Consider the following 19437-nt stretch of genomic DNA (forward strand, 5'->3'; position numbering starts at 1 on the left):
CCCGTCATGGCGGGCGTCGATGGCAAGCAGCGCCTGATTGCGAAACCCCTGCGCGGCCACCGCCGTGCCCAGGACCTCGCCGGGCTCGCAGTCCGGAAAGTTCACGTTGATGACGATGCCGGGCTCGATCCCGATGTCGAGAATCTTTCGCACCACGCCCGGGCCGTGTTCGGCGGCGCAGTTCCACTTGATGGCGCCCCGGCCGCCGGCCCCGTAGGCCTGGCTCAGCGCGATCGATCTCACGTTGAGGATCGTCCCCTCCATCGCCGCCGCGATGGTGCCCGAGTAGGTCACGTCCTCGGCGACGTTCTGGCCGCGGTTGACGCCCGAGAGCACGAGGTCGGGCCCGTGGTCCTTCAGGATGTGGCGCACCCCCATGATCACGCAGTCGGACGGCGTGCCCTTCACGGCGAAGCGCTTCTCGGCGACCTGGCGCAGGCGCAAGGGATCGTTCAGCGAGAGGGAGTGCGAGACGCCGGACTGGTCGGTCTCGGGCGCCACCACCCAGACGTCGTCCGAGATGGCCCGGGCGATCCCCTCCAGGGTCTCGAGCCCCGGCGCGTGGATGCCGTCGTCGTTGGTGACGAGAATGCGCATCAGCTCTTGAACCCCTCGATCCGCTCGATCCCGCCCATATAGGCCTTCAGCACCGACGGCACCGTGACGCTGCCATCCGGGTTCTGGTAGTTTTCCATCACGGCGATGAGCGCGCGGCCCACGGCCACGCCGGACCCGTTGAGGGTGTGGACGAAATTCACCGCCTTGCCATCCCGGGCGCGGACGCGCGCGTTCATCCGCCGCGCCTGGAAGTCGCCGCAGACCGAGCAGGACGAGATCTCGCGGAACGTCTCCTGGCCCGGCATCCAGACCTCGATGTCGTAGGTCTTCTGGGAGGCGAAGCCCATGTCGCCGGTGCACAGCGTCATGATCCGGTAGGGCAGGTCGAGCTTCTTCAGCACGGCCTCGGCCGAACCCAGCATGCGCTCGTGCTCGTCGGCCGATTGCTCCGGCGTGGTGATCGAGACGAGCTCGACCTTGTTGAACTGGTGCTGGCGCAGCATGCCGCGGGTGTCGCGCCCCGCCGAGCCGGCCTCGGCCCGGAAGCACGGGGTGAGGGCGGTGAAGCGCAAGGGAAGTTCCTCCTCGCGGAGGATCGATTCGCGCACGAGATTGGTGAGGGGGACTTCGGCGGTGGGGATGAGCCAGTGCTCGCCCGCCTGGAACTGGTCGTCGCGGAACTTCGGCAATTGCGCCGTGCCGAACATCGCCTCGTCACGCACGAGGATGGGCGGCGCCACCTCCGTATAGCCGTGCTCGCCCGTGTGCAGGTCGAGCATGAACTGCCCGAGCGCCCGCTCCAGGCGGGCGAGTTGGCCCTTCAGCACCACGAAGCGGGCGCCCGACATCCGCGACGCGGCCTCGAAATCCATCAGGCCGGAAGCCTCGCCGATCTCGAAATGCTGCTTTCCCGTGGCAAGCTGCGGGCGGTGCGCCTCGAAGCGGCGGTACTCCACGTTGCCGTGCTCGTCGGCACCCTCGGGCACGTCCGGGTTCGGGCGGTTCGGGATCGCGGCGAGGCGGTCGTCGAGGGTCTTGCCAGCTTGCGCCTGCGCGGCCTCCAGGGCCGGGGCCTCGTCCTTGAGGCGGGCGACCTCGGCCATGAGCTCCTGCGCGCGGGCTTCGTCCTTCGCCTTCTTGGCGCCGCCGATCTCCTTGGCGAGCGCGTTGCGGCGCTCCTGGTTGGCTTGGGCTGCCGAGATCGCGGATTTGCGCGCGTCGTCCAGGGCGACCAGTTCGGCGGACAGCGGCGCCAGCCCGCGGCGGCGCAGGGCCTCGTCGAAGGCGTCCGGATTCTCGCGGATGGCGCGGATGTCGTGCATGGGCTCGGCTCGTGTGTCGCGAGCCCGACGCTTTGCAGCATCGGCATCGACCCGACAAGGTCGGGCCGATGATCGGCGCCTCTACTGCGCCCGGATCTGGCGCTCGGCCGCCTTGTCCTCGGAGCGGCCGTAATTGATGAAGAACGCGGCGCCCTCGACGGCGCGGCCCTTCTGCAGGTTCGAGAGCTGCACCGTGGTCTGGTAGCCCTGCGGGTCGGTGATCCGCCACTGGCTCAAGGTCTTCACCTCGGCATCGAAGAAGAGCTGGATGCGCGAGGTGCCGCCCAGCGTCGAGCGGTCCTCCAGGGCGATCCGCACCCCGCCCGGATCGTTGGACACGTCGTTGACGGTCAGGTCCTTGGCGAGGTCGATCTTTTCGCGCAGCAGGAATTTCAGGGGCGTCTGCGAGATGAAGTACAGGTCCTGGGTGCCGAGCTTGCGATCCTTGACCGCCACGGAGGTGCCGTCGGCCACGATCTCCAGCGGCGAGGGCTGGTCGTAGTCGAAGCGCAGGCGGCCGGGCTTGGCCAGCGTCAGCTTGCCGCCGATGCGGCGTCCGTCCGGACCGATCTGGACGAAGGTACCGGTGAGCGTGGTCATGCCGTTGAAGTAGGCGTTGGCCTGCGCGATCACGGTGGCGTCGTCCGCCTCCGCCGCGACGGCCGCCGCCGGCGCGCCGACCGCCGCGACCTTGGCGGCCGACTTCGGATCGGCGCCCTTCGCCTCACCCTTGGCGCCCGCTTTCGCCTCGCCCTTGGTCGCCTCGCCCTTGGTCGCCTCGCCCTTGGTCGCCTCGCCCTTGGCCGCCTTGTCGGCCGTCGCCTTGTCGGCGGGCTTGGTGGCCTTCGGCGCTTGGGCGACGGGCTTCTTCGGGGCGGTCGCCGGGGCCGGGGCCGCCGGGGCGGGCTCCGGCTCGGGGGCGGGGGCCGGCTGCTCCTTGCGGCCGAACAGCCCGTCGAGGAACGAGGAGACCTGAGCGGAGGCCGGCTGCGGCAGGGCAAGCCCGGCCGCCAGGACGAGCAGCGGACCGGCGGCGAGGCGGTGACGGCGGCCGATCATCGGGACGCTCCCTTGAGGCGATTCAGACATGCGCGGGTGGTGCCCGCTTAGAAGCCCGCCCTGTGGCGAATATGCGACGGGTGGGGGTTCAAGCGCGATGCGGCTCTCCTCCCCAGCGGATCTCGGGCCTGCCCGAGATCCGCTGGGGAGAGGGACCCGCTCAGGCGCGTCGGTCAGTCGTCGTAGTCCATCATACCGGAGGCGGCGTGGCCGCCCTCCATCAGGATCTCGCGCTTGCCGGCGTGGTTGGCCGGACCGACGATACCCTCGATCTCCATCCGCTCCATGATCGAGGCGGCGCGGTTGTAGCCGATCTGCAGGCGGCGCTGAATGTAGGAGGTGGACGCCTTCTTGTCGCGCAGCACCACCTGCACCGCCTGGTCGTAGAGTTCGGCGCCGGGATCGATGCCGCCGCTGCCCGCATAGGCACCCGCATCGAAGATCGGGGCGTCGATGTCCTCGATCTCGGTGGCCTGGGCCTTCTCGGCCCGCTCGGCCTTGTCCGCCTTCGAACCCTTGGCGGGCTTCTCGTCGCCGCTGCCGTCGTCGGCCGTGACGGCCTCGAGGTAGGAGGGCCGGCCCTGGCGCTTGAGGTGGGCGACCACGCTCTCGACTTCCGCATCCGAGCAGAACGGCCCGTGCACGCGCGTCGTGCGCCCGCCGCCGGCCATGAACAGCATGTCGCCCTGGCCCAGCAGCTGCTCGGCGCCCATCTCGCCGAGAATCGTGCGGCTGTCGATCTTCGACGTGACCTGGAAGCTGATCCGGGTCGGGAAGTTCGCCTTGATCGTGCCCGTGATCACGTCGACCGAGGGACGCTGGGTCGCCATGATCAGGTGGATGCCGGCCGCGCGCGCCATCTGCGCCAGCCGCTGGATCGCGCCCTCGATGTCCTTGCCCGCCACCATCATCAGGTCGGCCATCTCGTCGACAACGATCACGATGTAGGGCAGCGCCGAGAGGTCCATCTCCTCCGTCTCGTAGACCGCCTCGCCGGTCTCGCGGTCGAAGCCCGTCTGCACGGTCCGGGTCAGGATCTCGCCGCGCCCCCGCGCCTCGGCGAGGCGGGCGTTGAAGCCGTCGATGTTGCGCACACCGACCTTCGACATCTTCTTGTAGCGCTCCTCCATCTCGCGCACGGCCCATTTGAGGGCGATGACCGCCTTCTTCGGATCGGTGACGACGGGGGAGAGCAGGTGCGGGATGCCGTCGTAGACGGAGAGTTCCAGCATCTTGGGGTCGACCATGATCAGGCGGCACTCTTCCGGCTTCATCCGGTAGAGCAGCGACAGGATCATGGTGTTGATGGCCACCGACTTGCCCGAGCCGGTGGTGCCGGCCACCAGCAGGTGGGGCATCTTGGCCAGATCCGCGATGATGGGCTCGCCGCCGATGTTCTTGCCCAGACACAGTGCGAGGCTCTGCTTCGTCTCGGCGAAATCGGCCGAGGCGAGGAGTTCGCGCAGATAAACGGTTTCGCGCCGCGTGTTCGGCAATTCGATGCCGATGGCGTTGCGGCCGGGGACTACGGCGACGCGGGCCGAGACCGCCGACATCGAGCGGGCGATGTCGTCGGCGAGCGAGATCACGCGGCTCGACTTGGTGCCGGGCGCCGGCTCCAGTTCGTAGAGCGTCACGACCGGACCCGGGCGCACCGCCAGGATGTCGCCGCGCACGCCGAAATCGCCGAGGGTCGCCTCGAGCAGGGTCGCGTTCTGCTCCAGGGCCTCGGATGAGATCTGGCTCGTGGCCGGCAGGCGCGGCGGCTCTGCCAGCAATTCGAGGGCCGGGTGGCGGTAGTTTTCGGCCTCCTGATGGACGGGCGGAGGCGCCCGGCGCGGTGCGGCCTGCGCGGGCGGCGGCGGAGGCGGCGCGACCCGGGAGCGGGCCGGCGGTGCGACCGCGTCGTTCGGGACGGGGGCGTAGCCCGGCTCGTCGTCGGCATCCTCATCGTGGAGGACGGGCGCCGGCCGGCGGACCGGGGCCTGCTGAGCCGGAACGGCGGGCTCGAACACCGGCTCACGGCGGCCATCGGCCGGAGCTCCGCGCGCGGCCGGCGGTTGGGTCGCCCAGGGCGCATCCTCCGGGGCCGCAAAGGCGCGTTGCGCGGCCAAAGCCGGTGACGCACCGGAATACGCGAGTGCGGTCGCGGCGGCGGCGCGCTCGGCCTTCCAGTCGTCGATCCGAGCCGCAAGTGCGGCGCGCCCGCCCATGACCGCCTGGGCCATGGCGCCGAGGGAGACGATGCCGAGGCTCGGCTCGTCGTCCTCGTAGCGTCCGTCCTGGGTGGCGTCGGCCCGCGCGCGCGTCGCTGGGCGAGCCGGAGCGACGGGGAGGTCGTAGGCCTCGTCCTCATCGGCATCGGCCTCACCGACGCGGCAGGCACCCGTGAGGCACAGAATGGCGACGGCCGCGAACAGGAAGCCCGCGAAGGTGAGGAGCGGCGTGGCGACGATGCCCAGCATGGTTCGGGCGGCGTGCATGAGTGCGTCGCCCGCGACCCCGCCGAGGCCGGTGGGCAGGGGCCAGCGCGCCGTGGACGGCAGCGCGCTCGCGACCGCGCTCGCCGCGAAGAAACCGATGATCCACAGGGTGAGGCGCAGGCCCCCGCGCGGCAGCGCGCGGGTCCGCATGAGCTGGATGCCCCAGAGTGCTGGAGGCAGCACGAAAGCCAGCGAGCCGAGCCCGAGCAGCTGCATGGCGAGGTCCGAGACCACGGCGCCACCGGTGCCGAGGACGTTGTGGGCCGGGTGATCCGTGGCGTGGTTGAGGCTCGGATCGTCGATCGACCAGGTCGCGAGGGCAACCGTCAGCGCCGTGGCGCCGGCAAACAGCACGAGACCGCCCAACTCCGTCATCCGCTTGGCCAGGAACGGGCGAAAGCTGTCGACAAAGGTATCGTAGGGCGATGCGGAACGGCGAAGCGAGCGCATGCGGTACCAGACACAACAAGGAACTGTCCGGTAACGCTAACGTCGGCGAAGTTAACGGCTGGCTAAGGTTGAGACTTCCCTGACACCGAGGCCCCGGTATCGCGTCAGTCCGGATCGCCGGGCGGCGGAAACGCGAAAGGCCCCGGTCGCTCGGACCGGGGCCTTCCTGGCGGATGCGCGAGGGATCGCGCATCCGGGTCGGTGCGAATTTTAGTAGTTGTAGGCGCGCTCGCCGTGATCGGCGATGTCGAGGCCCTCGCGCTCCTCGTCCTGGGTGACGCGCAGACCGATGGTCAGGTCGACGAGCTTGTACAGGATGGCGGAGCCGATGCCGGACCACAGGATGGTGAAGCCGACGGCCTTCAGCTGGCTCATGAGAGCGGCGGAGGTCTCGTAGGCGCCGACGGCGAGCTCACCGGGCTTCGAGGTGTAGTCGGGCAGGCCGACGCCGCCGAGATCCGTGTTCACGAGGATGCCGGTCGCGACCGCGCCGAGAATGCCGCCGATGCAGTGGACGCCGAAGACGTCGAGGGAGTCGTCGTAGCCGAGCGCGTTCTTCACCGTGGAGCACATGATGAAGCAGACCGCGCCGGCGACGAGGCCGAGGACGATCGAACCCATCGGGCCCGCGAAGCCGGCGGCCGGCGTGACGGCCACGAGGCCCGCGATGGCGCCCGACAGCATGCCCAGCAGCGAGGGCTTGCCCTTCAGCATCCACTCGACGAACAGCCAGGAGAGGGCCGCGGCGGCGGTGGCGACGAAGGTGTTAAGCATGGCCATGGCGGCGGTGCCGTTGGACTCGAGGTTCGAGCCGGCATTGAAGCCGAACCAACCCACCCAGAGGAGCGAGGCGCCGATGGCGGTCATGGTCAGGGAGTGCGGGGCAAGCAGGTCACGGCCGTAACCGATGCGCTTGCCGAGCATGAGGCAGCCGACGAAGCCCGCGATGCCCGCGTTGATGTGCACGACGGTGCCGCCGGCGAAGTCGAGGGCGCCCCACTTGAAGAGCAGGCCGGCATCGGCGTTCACGGCGTCGAGGGCTGCCTGGGCGGTCGCCTTCGAGGCGTCGTCGGTGGCCGCGGCGAGCGCCTTGGCGGCGTTGCCGACCGCATCCGGGCCGCCCCAGTACCAGACCATGTGGGCCATCGGGAAGTAGATGAGCGTGGTCCAGAGGATCATGAACACGACGAGCGCGGAGAACTTCATCCGCTCCGCGAAGGCGCCGACGATGAGGGCCGGGGTGATCATCGCGAACGTCATCTGGAAGCAGATGTAGACGTATTCGGGGATCACGACGCCGTTGGAGAAGGTGGCGACGGTGGAGTTGGCGTCGATGCCCTTCAGGAAGGCCTTCGAGAATCCGCCGACGAAGTCGTTGAGGCCGCCGCCGTTGGTGAAGGCGAGGCTGTAGCCGAAGATCACGAACAGCAGCGCGGAGATGCAGCCGATGGCGAAGACCTGCGTGAGGACCGAGAGCATGTTCTTGGTGCGGACGAGACCGCCGTAGAACAGGGCGAGGCCGGGCACGACCATCAGCAGCACCAGGGCGCTGGAGATCAGCATCCAGGCGGTGTCGCCCTTGTTCGGGACGGGTGCCGCCGCCGCGGCGGCCGGAGCGGCCTCCGTCGTCGGAGTCTGTGCGAGGGATGGCTCGATGAGCAGGAGCGCCAGCGCGGCGCCTCCCAGCCCGAGCGCCAGGGCATTGCGAAGCTTCATGGAAACGAGACTCCCGATCGGGGTGCGATGCTGGTTGGAAAGGGTTGCTGAAGCAGAATCGGGCACGGTGGGACGCCAGGGGGGTCCGCCGGCGGACACTGCCCTAGAGGGCGTCGACGTCGGTCTCGCCCGTGCGGATGCGGACGGCCTTCTCCAGAGGGACGACGAAGATCTTGCCGTCGCCGATCTGGCCCGTGCGGGCCGCCGCCGCGATGGCGTCGATGACGCTGCTGGTGAGGTCGGAGGCCACCGCCACCTCGATTTTCAGCTTCGGCAGGAAGCTGACCGCGTACTCGGCGCCGCGATAGATTTCCGTATGGCCCTTCTGGCGGCCGTAGCCCTTGACCTCGGTGACGGTGAGGCCGTGTACGCCGATACCGGTCAGTGCGTCGCGGACCTCCTCCAGCTTGAACGGCTTGATGATGGCCATCACGATTTTCATGGGCGACGCCCCCCTTGCTTACGAGTGAACTTGGCTACGAGCGAACCTGGCCACGAACGAGCCCGGCTCTGTGAAACGAGCGTGCATGAGGACCACCGTCCTGTGCGCCAAGCGTCGCAACACGATCAGTCTGTCCGGTGCGCCGAGCCGTGACCGACCCGTGCACTCGCCCCATATTCAAGGACTATGCCAGAGGAACTTTCTCGGCCCACGCCATTCTGCCCAAGAAGTGGCCGAGGGCTGCTGCACGAGGCGGCGATATTCCGGCCAAGTTTGCGCAACGATGCGGCAGATTGGTTATGAAACCGGCATTCCTGGTGTTGCCGGTGCCTCCGCGCCGGCGATCGCGACCGGTTAGGCTTCGGCGCGACGGGGGCGGATCATGCCTTCCTGGGCCACGGAAGCGACGAGCGTCCCGTCGCGCGTGAAGATCTGGCCACGCGCGAAGCCGCGGGCACCGTCCGCGCTCGGGCTGTCCTGGGCATAGAGCAGCCAGTCGTCGGCCCGGAAGGGCCGGTGGAACCAGAGGGCGTGGTCGAGGCTGGCGGACTGGATCTCGGGGTCGAACACCGTCTGCCCGTGCGGGATTAAGGTCGCGTCCAGGAGCGTCATGTCGGACGCGTAGGCGAGCACCGCGCGATGGATGGCCGGATCGTCGGGCAAGCGGTCGACGGCCCGCATCCAGACGTGGAAGCGCGGCTCCCGCGGCGCGCGGCGCAGGTAGCGCTCGATCTCGACGGGACGCAGTTCGATCGGGCGGCGCCGGCCGAAATAGGACAGGACCGGGGCCGGGATGGCGAGACCGCTGCGCGCCGCCTCGGCGGTGGCGGCCGGCGCCTCCGGCACCTCCTCCGGAGGCGCCACATCCGGCATGGCGGCCTGGTGCGACGCGCCCGTCTCGGCATCGTGGTAGGAGACCGACATAGCGAAGATCGCGCGGCCATGCTGGTGGGCCACCACACGGCGCGTGGCGAAGCTGCGCCCATCGCGGATGCGCTCGACCGCGTAGTCGATGGGCGCCTTGGGGTCGCCCCCCAACAGGAAGTAGGCGTGCAGCGAGTGCGGCGGCCGGGTCTCCGGTACCGTCCGGGAGGCCGCGACCAGAGCTTGCGCCACCACCTGCCCGCCGAAGACCCGGAACCAGCCCGTCTGCAGGCTTTCGCCCCGGTAGAGATCCGGCGCGAGGGGCTCGAGATCGAGGATGTCGAGGAGTTCGGTGACGATGCCTGCCATGCGGCCTTCCTGCGCGATCGCCTCGACCGCCGTCGGAATGTCCGGGGGTCGGGCGGTGAAATCCTTCACATGTGAACCATCGCGAAGGCAAGGCAGCGCGGTCCGCTCCGGATGGTTCGGACGAGAACCGACCGTTGAGCATCATCGACAAGTGCTGGGAAGGATGACCGCGATCCGGGACCGAGGACGGCGGTCGCGGCCGTCAGTACAGGGAATCCTTGATCCGCGCGGGCTGCTCACGATCGTAGGCCGCCCCGTCGAACGTCCCGTCGCTCAGGCGTTGGTGCATCGCGCCCGCGCTGGGCAGAGCCGTCTGGTCCAGTTGCCGATTGGAATCCCAGAGGTTCGCCCGGACAATGGCGCGCGCGCAATGGAAGTACACGGAGGTGATCGCCACGATCACGACGGTCCTGGGTTTCCGGCCCTCGACCGCGAAGGACGAGAGCAGGTCGGCGTCGATCGTGATCGACGCCTGGCCGTTGACCCGTAAGGTCTCGCCGCTGCCCGGCACGAGAAACAGGAGCGACACGCGGCCGTCCGCGACGATGTTCCTGAGACTGTCGATGCGGTTGTTCCCGGGCCGGTCCGGGATCGCGAGTGTCGTGCGGTCGATGATCCGGACGAAGCCGGGACGATCCCCCCGGGGCGAGCAATCCGTCCCGCTCGGCCCCACCGAGGACAGCACCACGAAGGGCGAGGCCTCGACGAAGGCGCGATAATCGTCGCTGAGGAACGCGAGTTCCTTTCTGAGGGCACGGGCGTGGGGTTGCCCGTAGAGCTCCTCGAGCCTTTCGACCGTCATCGACATCCACACACCCGCAATTCTGGCCCGCGACGGTAGGCATTCGACCCGCCGCTTGTAAATCAGCGGTCGGCTTGCGGGACCGCGACGACGGCCGGACGCGTTGCCCCCGGTCTCCGGGAATGGCACTCCGGCGGCGAGGGCACGAGATGGCGGGAAAGTGACGCGATGACCGAAGCGGAGAGGCATTCACACCGGCGCAGCGTGGTCGTGGCCGGAGCCGGCATTCCCGGGCTAACCCTGGCGCTCGCGCTGGCCCAGGCGAACGGCCCTGCCCTCTCGGTGACTTTGTGCGACCCCGGCCTCGCAGCGGGGGCGGCGCGCCATGCCGGGCGTGCCTACGCGGTGGCGGCCGGCGGACGCCGGATGTTCGAGCGCCTCGGCGTCTGGCAGACGGCTTTGCCGGCGGCGCAGCCGATCCGCGACATGGTGGTGAGCGACAGCCGGCTCGCGGACCCGATCCGGCCGGTCTTCCTCACCTTCGCGCAGGACAGATCCGAGCCGGACGGCGCCCCGTTCGCCCATATGGTGGAGGCTGAGCCGTTGGCGAAGGCCCTGCTGGCGGCGGCCGAGGCGGCTGGCGTCGCCTTCGAGGCTCACGGGATCACGGAAGCGACCGCGACGGCGCGGGGCATCCGCATCGTGCGGAACGACGGACAGGCGCGTGAGGCCTCCCTCCTCGTGGCCGCCGACGGTGGTCGCTCCCGGCTGCGCGAGGCTGCCAAGATCGGCTGGGTCGGGTGGTCGTATCCGCAGATGGGCCTCGTCGCGACGATCGGGCACGAGCGCGACCACGAGGGGCGGGCCTACGAGCATTTCCTGCCGAGCGGACCCTTCGCGATCCTGCCCCTGGTGGATGGCGGCCCCCTCGGCCATCGCTCCTCCATCGTCTGGACGGAGCGGGCGGCCGACGTACCGGCCCTGACGGGCGGCGGCCCGGAGGAGACGCTGGCCGAGATCGAACGCCGCTTCGGACTCAATCTCGGGCGACTCGCCCTGGAGCGCGGCCCGAGCGCGCATCCCCTCGCCTTCGGACTGGCCCGGAGCTTCCGCGCCGAGCGCCTCGCGCTCCTCGGCGATGCCGCGCACGTGATTCACCCCATCGCCGGCCAGGGCCTGAACCTGGGGCTGGCCGGCGCGGCGTCGCTGGCGGAGGCGGTCACGGACGCGCTTCGCCTCGGACTGGATCCCGGCAGCCCCGACGTCCTCGCGCGGTACGAGCGCGCTCGCCGCTTCGACACCCTGGCGATGGGAGCGATGACGGACGGGCTCAACCGCCTGTTCTCGAACGATGTGCTGCCGCTGCGTCTGGCCCGCGACCTCGGTCTCGGCCTCGTCGACCGCCTGCCCGCCCTCAAGCGCCTGTTCATCGGCGAGGCGGCGGCGTCGCGTGGGTCGCTGCCGCGCCTCCTGAAGGGCGAGGCGCTCTGACGCGAAACGGCGATCCTTCCGCCGGGAAGGATCGCCGTGAAGTCTTCGTGCGCCCCAGGGGCACGCGGTTTTCTGGGTCGGCCTACTCGGTCGGCTTACTTGCCCTTGCTGGCCTTGTGGGCCTTCTCGCGCTCGATGCCTTCAAGGATGAGCCGATGGGCCTCTTCCTTGCCGCCCCAGCGCTTGATCTTCACCCACTTGCCGGGCTCGAGATCCTTGTAGTGCTCGAAGAAGTGCTGGATCTGGTGAATCGTGATGTCGGGCAGATCGGTGTAGTCCTCGATGCGGTCGTAGCGCATCGTGAGGTGGCGAGACGGGACGGCGATGATCTTCTCGTCCTCGCCGGAATTGTCCTCCATCACCAGGACGCCGATCGGGCGGGCGCTGATGATCGCACCCGGCGCGATGGCGCGGGTATTGGCCACAAGCACGTCGCACGGATCGCCGTCACCCGACAGGGTGTGCGGAATGAAACCGTAATTGCCCGGGTAGTGCATCGCCGTATAGAGAAAGCGATCGACCACGAGCGCGCCGGCTTCCTTGTCCATCTCGTACTTGATCGGATCGCCGCCGATCGGCACTTCGATGATGACGTTGACGTCTTCAGGCGGATTCTTGCCGATCGAGACCGCGTCGATGATCATGCCTGTGCTCCCGGGCCTACGGGCGTGATAGCCCTGTTGCCGGGTCTCTTAAGACGCTTCGGCCACAAAGGAAATCATCCCTTCGGACGAGCGGCGACGTTTGTGTGAAAATGTCGACCGGCACCCGGGGGGCGCGTCAGGGACGGTTCGACGACCCAAAGCGCCGGTGCCATGCGCCGGCCAGCCGGGCCCAGACCCGTTCGAGCCAGCGGGCGGTATGCTCCAGCGGAACCTTGAGGGCCGGAACGTCCTGGCTCAGAAGCGCCAGCCCGACGGGAAGCATCCAAAGGCCGAGTACCGGCAGGATCGCGAAGATGCCGCCGAGGATGAACAGGATCGCGGCGAGCAGCCGGATCCAGAACCGCGCGGGTTCGCGCAGCCAGTCCACGGCGTGGCGCAGGCGCTCCGGCAGCTTGGCGGTGAGCGCCGAGACGCGGGCGTCCCAATCCTGCGGCGTGACCTGCTTCTCCGGCGTGACCTGCATCCGGCTTTCCCCTGCTCCCGCGGGACTCGGTTGCGAGCCTCCACTGGGTAACATGGTGTCGCGCGGGGCAATCCGGGAGGCTCAGCCGAAGCGAAAGCCCACTTTCGGCAGCACCGCCCCGGCCATCCGGTCGACGGAGCGGGCCGCCTCGACGCCTCCGAGGCCGGTATAGAACGACCGGGCCCGGTCGTTTTCCTCCAGCGCCCAGACCCCAGCCTGAACCAGACCGTGATCGGCCAGATCGTTGCGGATCGCCCGGAACAGGCGCCGACCGAGGCCGAGGCCCTGGTGGTCCGGACGGATGTAGAGCTCGTCGATCTCCCCCGGTGCCTGGAGCAGGCGGCCACGGGCCGGTCCGTAGACCGCGTAGCCCACCACCGCCTCGCCGGTATCGACCACCACGAGGGGGCGATTGCGCTGCGTCGCGCCGAGCCACCATTGCGAACTGCGCTGCCCGATCATCCGCTCCAGGGATACGCCCGGAATGATGCCCCGGTAGGCTTCACGCCAGGTCTCGTCGAACAGTTCCGCGAGGTGATCCGCATCGGCGGGCCGGGCGAGGCGGATGCTGATGGTGCTCGTACGCATGACGGATCCCCGCGTCCGAAGAAACGAATGACGGTTCGCATCGGTGTCGGTCACCGTATCGAAGGCGACGATCCGGGCGAAGACAAGGCAGCTTCCGGCAACGCAAGGTCGATGCCGAAGGCTCCGCCGGCGTTTGCCGCCACGGCGTCGCGCTGTTAGAGCCGGCGCAGACTTCCGATCCGCGATTCCGCTCGCCAGGCCCAGGTTCCGCCCGCCCCGTGTTCAAGCGCTTCCTCACCACCGAGATCCGCGATGCGCGCCGCATGGCCCGGATCGCCCGGTTCGAGCGCCCGATCGGCGGTCCGGTCTCCCGGGCCAAGGCCTGGGCGAACATGCTGCTGGTGGATCACGGGGTGTTCCGCCTCGCCTACCTGAACCGCCACCGGATCGGCCAGGGCAAGCTCTGGCGATCGGCCCAGCCGACGCCGCACCAGCTCGCCTGGTTCAAGCGCCAGGGCGTGCGCACGGTGATCTCCCTGCGGGGCGGGCGCGAGCACGGCTCCTGGCCTCTCCAGCGCGAGGCCTGCGAGCGCCAGGGCCTGAAGTTGGTCGAGTTCGTCCTGCGCTCTCGGGAGGCGCCATCCCGGGAGACTATCCTGGCCGCAAAGGCGTTCTTCGACAGCGTCGAATATCCGGCGATGATGCATTGCAAGTCGGGTGCGGACCGGGCCGGCCTCGCCGCCACGCTCTACCTCATCCTGCACGAGAACCTTCCGGTGGCGGAAGCGATGGGTCAGCTCTCGGCGCGGTACGGCCATTTCCGTTTCGCCAAGACCGGGATCCTGGACGCGTTCTTCACGCTCTACCGGCGCGAAGGCGAGGCCCGTGGCCTCGATTTCTTGACCTGGGTCGAGACCGAGTACGACCCGGAGGCCTTGAAGCGCGGTTTCCGCGCCGGCTTCTGGTCGGACCTCGTGGTCGACCGGATCATCAAGCGCGAGTAGCGCACGCAAAAAAGCCCGCCACGGCAGGACCGGGCGGGCTTCTCGTCGTTCAGGCCGTTCGGCCCTGAATGGTCAGGCGGCGAGACGGATCGCGGCCGGCGCGTTCTCGTTGCTGGCGATGAACCGGCCGGAGGTCGAGAGCGGTCCGCTCTTCGGGGTCAGCGCGTTGGCCGCCAGGAAGACCAGCGAAACGTTGAGAGCGGCGGCGGCGGCGACGAAGAGTGCGATCATCGGAGGTGTCCCGGTGCGAATGCGATGAGCCGTATATGGCACCGCACCATGATCGTTGGTATACCAAATACAGCGGACCAGTCATGCTGAAGACGCGGAGCTTGCTCCCCTTGACCGGTTATGTGGGCAAACCTATCCGCTCGGCGCCTGATGATTGGCCGCCGGACGCATGGCTGTCCATCGCGCAAAAACGGGCATGCTGCGGCGCATACATCAGTCCGTGGTCAGCGCTTCGGTGATCTTCACGAGATCGGCGGCGCCGACAATGCCGTCCCCGAAAATCGCGCTCAGCGTGAGGACGACGCCGAGCGCACTGAGATAGAGGACGGCGAAGAGATCGCGGTTCTCCCCACCCGCGAACACGTAGCCCGCGAAGGGGACGCTCTGGAGAGCCAGGGCCGCGGCGATTTTCATGAACAACCTCGGTCAGGTTCGGCCGGCGGGGTGAGGCGTCACCCCGCCGGAAGTCCGGTGGTCGGCGTGCTCTCCGCGCCGACCACCGGACGACGGCGAGCGTTCGCCTGGGGGGAACCGATTTGCGACGTGCGCGTCGCGCCCGGTCAGGCGAGTTGAACCGGACGAACCGCTTCGGGTGCGGCGACCTCGTCCTCGGCGAGGAAGCGCGTACGCAGGGGCTTGAGCACGAACATCGCCAGGATCGCCGCCACCACGTTCAGGCCGATGATGATCGAGAACACCGCGGACCAGCCGTAGGTCGCCGAGATCACGCTGGCGATCGGCACCAGGAACGAAGCGGTGCCCTTGGCGGTGTAGAGCAGGCCGGCATTGGTCGTGGCGAACTTCGAGCCGAAGGTGTCGCCGCAGGTGGCCGGGAACAGGGAGTAGATTTCCCCGAAGACCCCGAAATAGACCGCTGTCGCGAAGACGAAGACCAACGGGTGTGTGCCGTAGGTCAGCAGGGTGATGATCGCCAGGGCGGCGATCGAGAAGGCGATGAACATCGTGTTCTCGCGCCCGAGATTGTCGGAGACGAAACCGAAGAACGGGCGCCCGAACCCGTCGAAGATGCGGTCGAGGGAGATCGCGAAGGTCAGTGCCGCCATCTGCAGCCCGAACAGGCTCACGGGCACGTCAGCCACCTTGAAGTCGTGGGCAATCGGGGCGATCTGCGCCGCCGCCATCAGGCCCCCGGAGGCCACCATCACGAAGATGGCGTACATCAGCCAGAACACGGGGGTACGCACCACCTCGCGTGGGGTGCGGTCGACCTTGGCCTGGGGCAGGCGCAGGGTCTTTCGCTGCACCGGTACCGCCTGGGAGGGCTTGCGCAGGAAGAACGACAGCAGGACCACGATGGCGCCCTGCCCGATGCCGAAGAACAGGAAGGCGTCCTGGTAGCCGCTGGTGGCGATCATCCGGGCGATCGGAATTACGGTGGCGGCCGCGCCCGCCCCGAAACCGGCGGCCGTGGCACCGGCGGCGAGGCCGCGCCTGTGCGGGAACCACTTCAGCGCGTTGCCCACGCAGGTCCCGTAGACCGAACCGGCCCCGATGCCGCCGACGACCGCCGCCGCGTAGAGCAGGAAGAGCGAATCAGCGTGCGCGTTGATGAACCAGGCCAGCGCGATCATCACCCCGCCGAAGCAGACCACGATGCGCGGGCCGTAGCGATCGACGAACCAGGCCTCGACCGGGACCAGCCAAGTCTCGGTGGCCACGAAGATCGTGAAGGCGAACTGGATCGCAGCGCGACCCCAGTGAAACTTGGCGTCGATCGGGTCGACGAAGAGCGTCCACCCGTATTGCAGGTTGGCGATCATCGCCATGCAGAGCACGCCGAAGGCGAGTTGCCACCACTTGGCGGACGGTGAGTCCTGACGTTCCATCCCAAATTCCTTCTTGATCGGAGTTTGCGCACCGACCCGGACAGGATGCACCAAATTTCTTTGTATGCAATATACCAGGGAATGAAATGTGCTCTGGAACGTACAGCCTGCTCACAGGTAGGTTCACGATGATGCGTCGTGCATCATCGTGCCAACGATGGGCGCCGGCCCGATGGGTCCGGCTTGGGTGACGAGACCGAATCGGCCGCTCAAACGCGGCCGTAAGCCCAATCAGTCGAAATCGAACACGCTGGCGGATCGGCTGACCGCTATTCGGCCGCGACGCGGCTCGCCTCGCGGTAGGGATGCGCCGGGTAGATGCCGATGATTCGCACCTCTCGCGAGAAGAACGCGAGCTCGGCCAGGGCGCGCGCGAGGCCGGCATCGTCCGGATGTCCGTCCACCTCGGCGTAGAACTGTGTCGCAGAGAACTGGCCTTCGACCATGTAGCTCTCGAGCTTCGACATGTTCACGCCGTTCGTGGCGAATCCGCCGAGTGCCTTGTAGAGGGCGGCCGGGATGTTGCGCACTCGGAACACGAAGCTCGTGACGATCGCGCCGGAATCGGCAGCGACCGGCTCCGGCTCGGGCGAGAACACCACGAAGCGGGTGGTGTTGTGGCTCTCGTCCTCCACGTCGCGGGCGAGGATGTCGAGGCCGTAGACCTCCGCCGCCAGAGCGGGGGCCAGGGCGCCCCGGCTCGGATCGGCGGCCTCCGCCACCTCGCGCGCCGCACCGGCGGTATCACCCGCCACCACGGCGCGGACCCCGAGGCGCCGGATGATCTTACGGCACTGGCCGAGGGCGTGGACGTGGCTGTGCACGGTCCGGATCGCCTCGACGGGGGTGCCCGGCAGGGCCATCAGCTGAAAATGGATCGGCAGGAAGTGCTCGGCAACGATGTGGAGGCCCGAGGTCGGGATCAGGTGGTGGATGTCCGCGACCCGGCCCGCGATGGAGTTCTCGATCGGGATCATCGCACGCGCGGCACGGCCCTCCTTCACCGCCGCGAAGGCGTCCTCGAAGGTCGGGCACGGCAGCGGCGTCCAGTCCGGATAGGCCTGGGCGCAGATGATGTGGGAGTTCGCGCCGGGCTCGCCCTGATAGGAGATGGTGTGATGGGGCATAGCGGGCAGTACTCTCCGAAAAACTTAGTTCAGGCGGCGCGCGGCCAGGATGGCGCGGGCGCGCTCCAGGTCGGCGGGGGTGTCGACGCCGAGGGGCAGATCATCGACCACGATGGCGTCGATGCGCATGCCGGCCTCCAGGGCGCGGAGCTGCTCCAGCTTCTCGCGCGTCTCCAGTTCGCCGGGCGGCAGAGCCATGAAGCGCGCCAGCGCCTTCCGGCGATACGCGTAGAGGCCGATGTGATGGTAGAGCGGCCCCTCGCCCCAGGGCGCCTCGGCGCGGGTGAAGTAGAGGGCGCGCAAGCGGCGGGTGCCCACCGTATGACCGACGAGCTTGACCACGTTGGGGTCGCGCCGCTCGGATTCCTCCGTGATCACGGCACAAAGGGTGGCGATGTCGACGGCCCGGTCGGCGAGCGGCAGGATCGCGGCGCCGATGATGCCGGGATCGATGGTGGGCAGATCGCCCTGGACGTTGACCACGACGTCGTGGTTGCCCTGCGGATCGATGATCTCGAGGGCCTCGGCGAGGCGGTCTGAGCCGGACGGGTGGTCGGCTCGGGTCAGCACCGCAAGACCGCCCACGGCCTCGATGGTGTCGACGATGGCGGGCGTATCGGTGGCCACCACCACCGGGCCGATGCCGGCCTCCACCGCGCGTCGCCAGACATGCACGATCATCGGCTCCCCGGCGAGGTCGGCCATCGGCTTGTTCGGCAGGCGGGTCGCGGCCATGCGCGCGGGAATGAGGACGATGGGATCGGACATCGGTCTAAGGCCCTGCTCCGGCTGGGGCCGGTGCTTAACAGCGCCTGTCCGGGTTGTCATGCGGCGCGGTCCCGGTGCGGTCTCCCGTTTCGCGGGAACCGGACGCCGCCGCTCGCGTCTGAAGAAGTGAGGGATGGCGGCGACACAGGTCGCTCTGCGACTACGCGAAGCGCGACGGGACCATTGTCAAGGTCGGGCTTCAGCGGCTAAGCACCCTCGACCGTTTCCAAGGTTCGGCACACGCACGCGCTGGACCTCGCCCTGATTTCTCCCTCCCTCAGGCCGGCCGCACCGGAGTTGTCGAGAATGGACTCTTTCGAGCTGAACAAGGTCGCGGGTGCCGCGCTGGGGGCGCTGCTGTTCGCCGTGGGGTCCGGCTTCGTCGCAGAGCTGATCTATCATCCCAAGCCGCCGGGCAATGCCGGCTACGCCCTGCCGGAGCCGCAGGCGAAGGCCGCGGGCGGTGCAGCGCCTGAGGCCAAGGCAGAGCCGCTGCCGATCCGCCTCGCCAGCGCCACCGTGGACAAGGGCCAGTCGGCCGCCAAGAAGTGCGCCTCCTGCCACAGCTTCGAGAAGGGCGGGCCGAACAAGGTCGGACCGCACCTCTGGGGCGTCGTCGATCGCCAGCGCGCCCACGAATCCGGCTTCGAGTACTCGGCTGCCCTGAAAGAGAAGGGCGGCACCTGGACCTACGACGAACTCGACCACTTCCTGGCCAACCCGAAGGGCTACGTCCCGGGCACCAAGATGGCGTTCGCCGGCATCACCTCGCCCGCCGAGCGTGCCGACGTGATCGTCTATCTGCGCAGCCTCGCCGATACGCCGGCCCCGCTGCCGGCCGTGGAGAAGAAGGCCGAGGGTGACAAGCCCACCGAGGCCCAGCCTACGGCGGCGAAGAGCGGCGATGCCAAGCCCGCGGACGCCAAGCCCGCGGACGCCAAGCCCGCCGACGCCAAGCCGGCAGACGCCAAGCCCGCGCCCGACGCGAAGCCGGCGGCCGAAGTGCGGCGCGAGCAGGCGCCGAAGCCCGCCGACAATGCCAAGCCGACCGAGGACCAGAAGCCCGAGGCCGGCAACCCGGCATCGTCCGCCAAGCCCACCGTCGCGGGTGAGGAGGCGAACAAGCCGGCCGACGCGAAGCCCGCCGACGACACCCCGGTGCAGGCGGCCCCCGCCGCTCCGCCCGCCCCGGCCGCGACCGTACCGGCCGAGAAGCCGGCCCAGCCGTAATCCGGGCGGGGATAAGAGCCAGGCTCGGTCGCAAACCGAGTCTCTTCACGAACGGACGAGGCCGGGCATTGCCCGGCC

The 19437-nt window shown here is 68.8% G+C and carries 19 protein-coding genes; 3 read left to right on the forward strand and 16 right to left on the reverse strand.

All coding sequences use genetic code 11. From position 1 onward, the window contains the following. The 8 genes from surE to MFF30_RS22310 all read right to left on the reverse strand — a co-directional run. Window positions 1-597, reverse strand: a 597-nt coding sequence (surE, locus tag MFF30_RS22275) for a 5'/3'-nucleotidase SurE (protein WP_238282232.1), incomplete at its 3' end; no start/stop codon positions are given. Further along, window positions 597-1880: a serine--tRNA ligase gene (serS, locus tag MFF30_RS22280; RefSeq protein WP_238282233.1), complete on the reverse strand. Its 1284-nt coding sequence runs from the start codon at window positions 1878-1880 to the stop codon at window positions 597-599. The genes surE and serS, both read right to left, overlap by 1 nt. A gap of 81 nt (window positions 1881-1961) precedes the next feature. Beyond that, complete coding sequence (locus MFF30_RS22285) at window positions 1962-2939, reverse strand: LolA family protein (RefSeq protein WP_238282234.1); 978 nt, start codon at window positions 2937-2939, stop codon at window positions 1962-1964. Between the two features lie 173 nt (window positions 2940-3112). Next, entirely contained in the window at window positions 3113-5872 is a 2760-nt protein-coding gene (locus MFF30_RS22290) for a DNA translocase FtsK (RefSeq protein ID WP_238282235.1), read from the reverse strand. 210 nt (window positions 5873-6082) lie between these two features. After that, window positions 6083-7588, reverse strand: a complete 1506-nt coding sequence (locus MFF30_RS22295) for an ammonium transporter (protein ID WP_238282236.1) — start codon at window positions 7586-7588, stop codon at window positions 6083-6085. 103 nt (window positions 7589-7691) lie between these two features. Then, window positions 7692-8030 carry a P-II family nitrogen regulator gene (locus tag MFF30_RS22300; RefSeq protein WP_018044676.1) on the reverse strand — a complete coding sequence of 113 codons (339 nt, stop codon included), beginning with the start codon at window positions 8028-8030 and terminating at the stop codon, window positions 7692-7694. 354 nt (window positions 8031-8384) lie between these two features. After that, window positions 8385-9263, reverse strand: a complete 879-nt coding sequence (tesB, locus tag MFF30_RS22305; protein ID WP_238282254.1) for an acyl-CoA thioesterase II — start codon at window positions 9261-9263, stop codon at window positions 8385-8387. A gap of 202 nt (window positions 9264-9465) precedes the next feature. Next, window positions 9466-10065, reverse strand: a complete 600-nt coding sequence (locus MFF30_RS22310; RefSeq protein ID WP_306424598.1) for a pyridoxamine 5'-phosphate oxidase family protein — start codon at window positions 10063-10065, stop codon at window positions 9466-9468. Between the two features lie 168 nt (window positions 10066-10233). Between MFF30_RS22310 and MFF30_RS22315 the strand changes: the two genes are divergently transcribed. Then, window positions 10234-11496, forward strand: coding sequence for an FAD-dependent monooxygenase (locus MFF30_RS22315; protein ID WP_238282238.1), 1263 nt, complete (start codon window positions 10234-10236; stop codon window positions 11494-11496). 95 nt (window positions 11497-11591) lie between these two features. On the opposite strand, the gene ppa is transcribed toward MFF30_RS22315, so the two are convergent. The 3 genes from ppa to MFF30_RS22330 form a co-directional block, all read right to left on the reverse strand. Further along, window positions 11592-12140, reverse strand: coding sequence for an inorganic diphosphatase (gene ppa / locus MFF30_RS22320; protein ID WP_238282239.1), 549 nt, complete (start codon window positions 12138-12140; stop codon window positions 11592-11594). A 136-nt stretch (window positions 12141-12276) separates the two neighbouring features. Continuing rightward, window positions 12277-12624, reverse strand: coding sequence for a hypothetical protein (locus MFF30_RS22325; RefSeq protein ID WP_238282240.1), 348 nt, complete (start codon window positions 12622-12624; stop codon window positions 12277-12279). 81 nt (window positions 12625-12705) lie between these two features. Next, window positions 12706-13212 (reverse strand): GNAT family N-acetyltransferase, encoded by a 507-nt coding sequence (locus MFF30_RS22330; RefSeq protein ID WP_238282241.1) that lies wholly within the window; start codon window positions 13210-13212, stop codon window positions 12706-12708. Window positions 13213-13430: 218 nt separating this feature from the next. Here MFF30_RS22330 and MFF30_RS22335 point away from each other — a divergent pair, with 218 nt between their 5' ends. Next, the gene (locus tag MFF30_RS22335; RefSeq protein WP_238282242.1) at window positions 13431-14156 is read left to right on the forward strand and encodes a fused DSP-PTPase phosphatase/NAD kinase-like protein; all 726 of its coding nucleotides are present in this window, start codon (window positions 13431-13433) and stop codon (window positions 14154-14156) included. A 72-nt stretch (window positions 14157-14228) separates the two neighbouring features. Here the strand turns inward: MFF30_RS22335 and MFF30_RS22340 are convergent, their stop codons facing one another. From MFF30_RS22340 to MFF30_RS22360, 5 genes are all read right to left on the reverse strand, one after another. Further along, window positions 14229-14387 (reverse strand): hypothetical protein, encoded by a 159-nt coding sequence (locus MFF30_RS22340; RefSeq protein ID WP_238282243.1) that lies wholly within the window; start codon window positions 14385-14387, stop codon window positions 14229-14231. 213 nt (window positions 14388-14600) lie between these two features. After that, window positions 14601-14801 carry a hypothetical protein gene (locus tag MFF30_RS22345; RefSeq protein WP_238282244.1) on the reverse strand — a complete coding sequence of 67 codons (201 nt, stop codon included), beginning with the start codon at window positions 14799-14801 and terminating at the stop codon, window positions 14601-14603. Window positions 14802-14947: 146 nt separating this feature from the next. Continuing rightward, window positions 14948-16234, reverse strand: a complete 1287-nt coding sequence (gene oxlT, locus MFF30_RS22350) for an oxalate/formate MFS antiporter (protein ID WP_238282245.1) — start codon at window positions 16232-16234, stop codon at window positions 14948-14950. A 269-nt stretch (window positions 16235-16503) separates the two neighbouring features. Then, window positions 16504-17361, reverse strand: a complete 858-nt coding sequence (locus MFF30_RS22355) for a prephenate dehydratase (protein ID WP_238282246.1) — start codon at window positions 17359-17361, stop codon at window positions 16504-16506. 24 nt (window positions 17362-17385) lie between these two features. Further along, window positions 17386-18129 carry a 3-deoxy-manno-octulosonate cytidylyltransferase gene (locus tag MFF30_RS22360; RefSeq protein ID WP_238282247.1) on the reverse strand — a complete coding sequence of 248 codons (744 nt, stop codon included), beginning with the start codon at window positions 18127-18129 and terminating at the stop codon, window positions 17386-17388. A gap of 306 nt (window positions 18130-18435) precedes the next feature. Here MFF30_RS22360 and MFF30_RS22365 point away from each other — a divergent pair, with 306 nt between their 5' ends. After that, window positions 18436-19359, forward strand: coding sequence for a c-type cytochrome (locus MFF30_RS22365; RefSeq protein ID WP_238282248.1), 924 nt, complete (start codon window positions 18436-18438; stop codon window positions 19357-19359). Window positions 19360-19437: the final 78 nt, after the last annotated feature.

The organism is Methylobacterium goesingense (assembly GCF_022179225.1).
Classification (GTDB): Bacteria; Pseudomonadota; Alphaproteobacteria; order Rhizobiales; family Beijerinckiaceae; genus Methylobacterium; species Methylobacterium goesingense.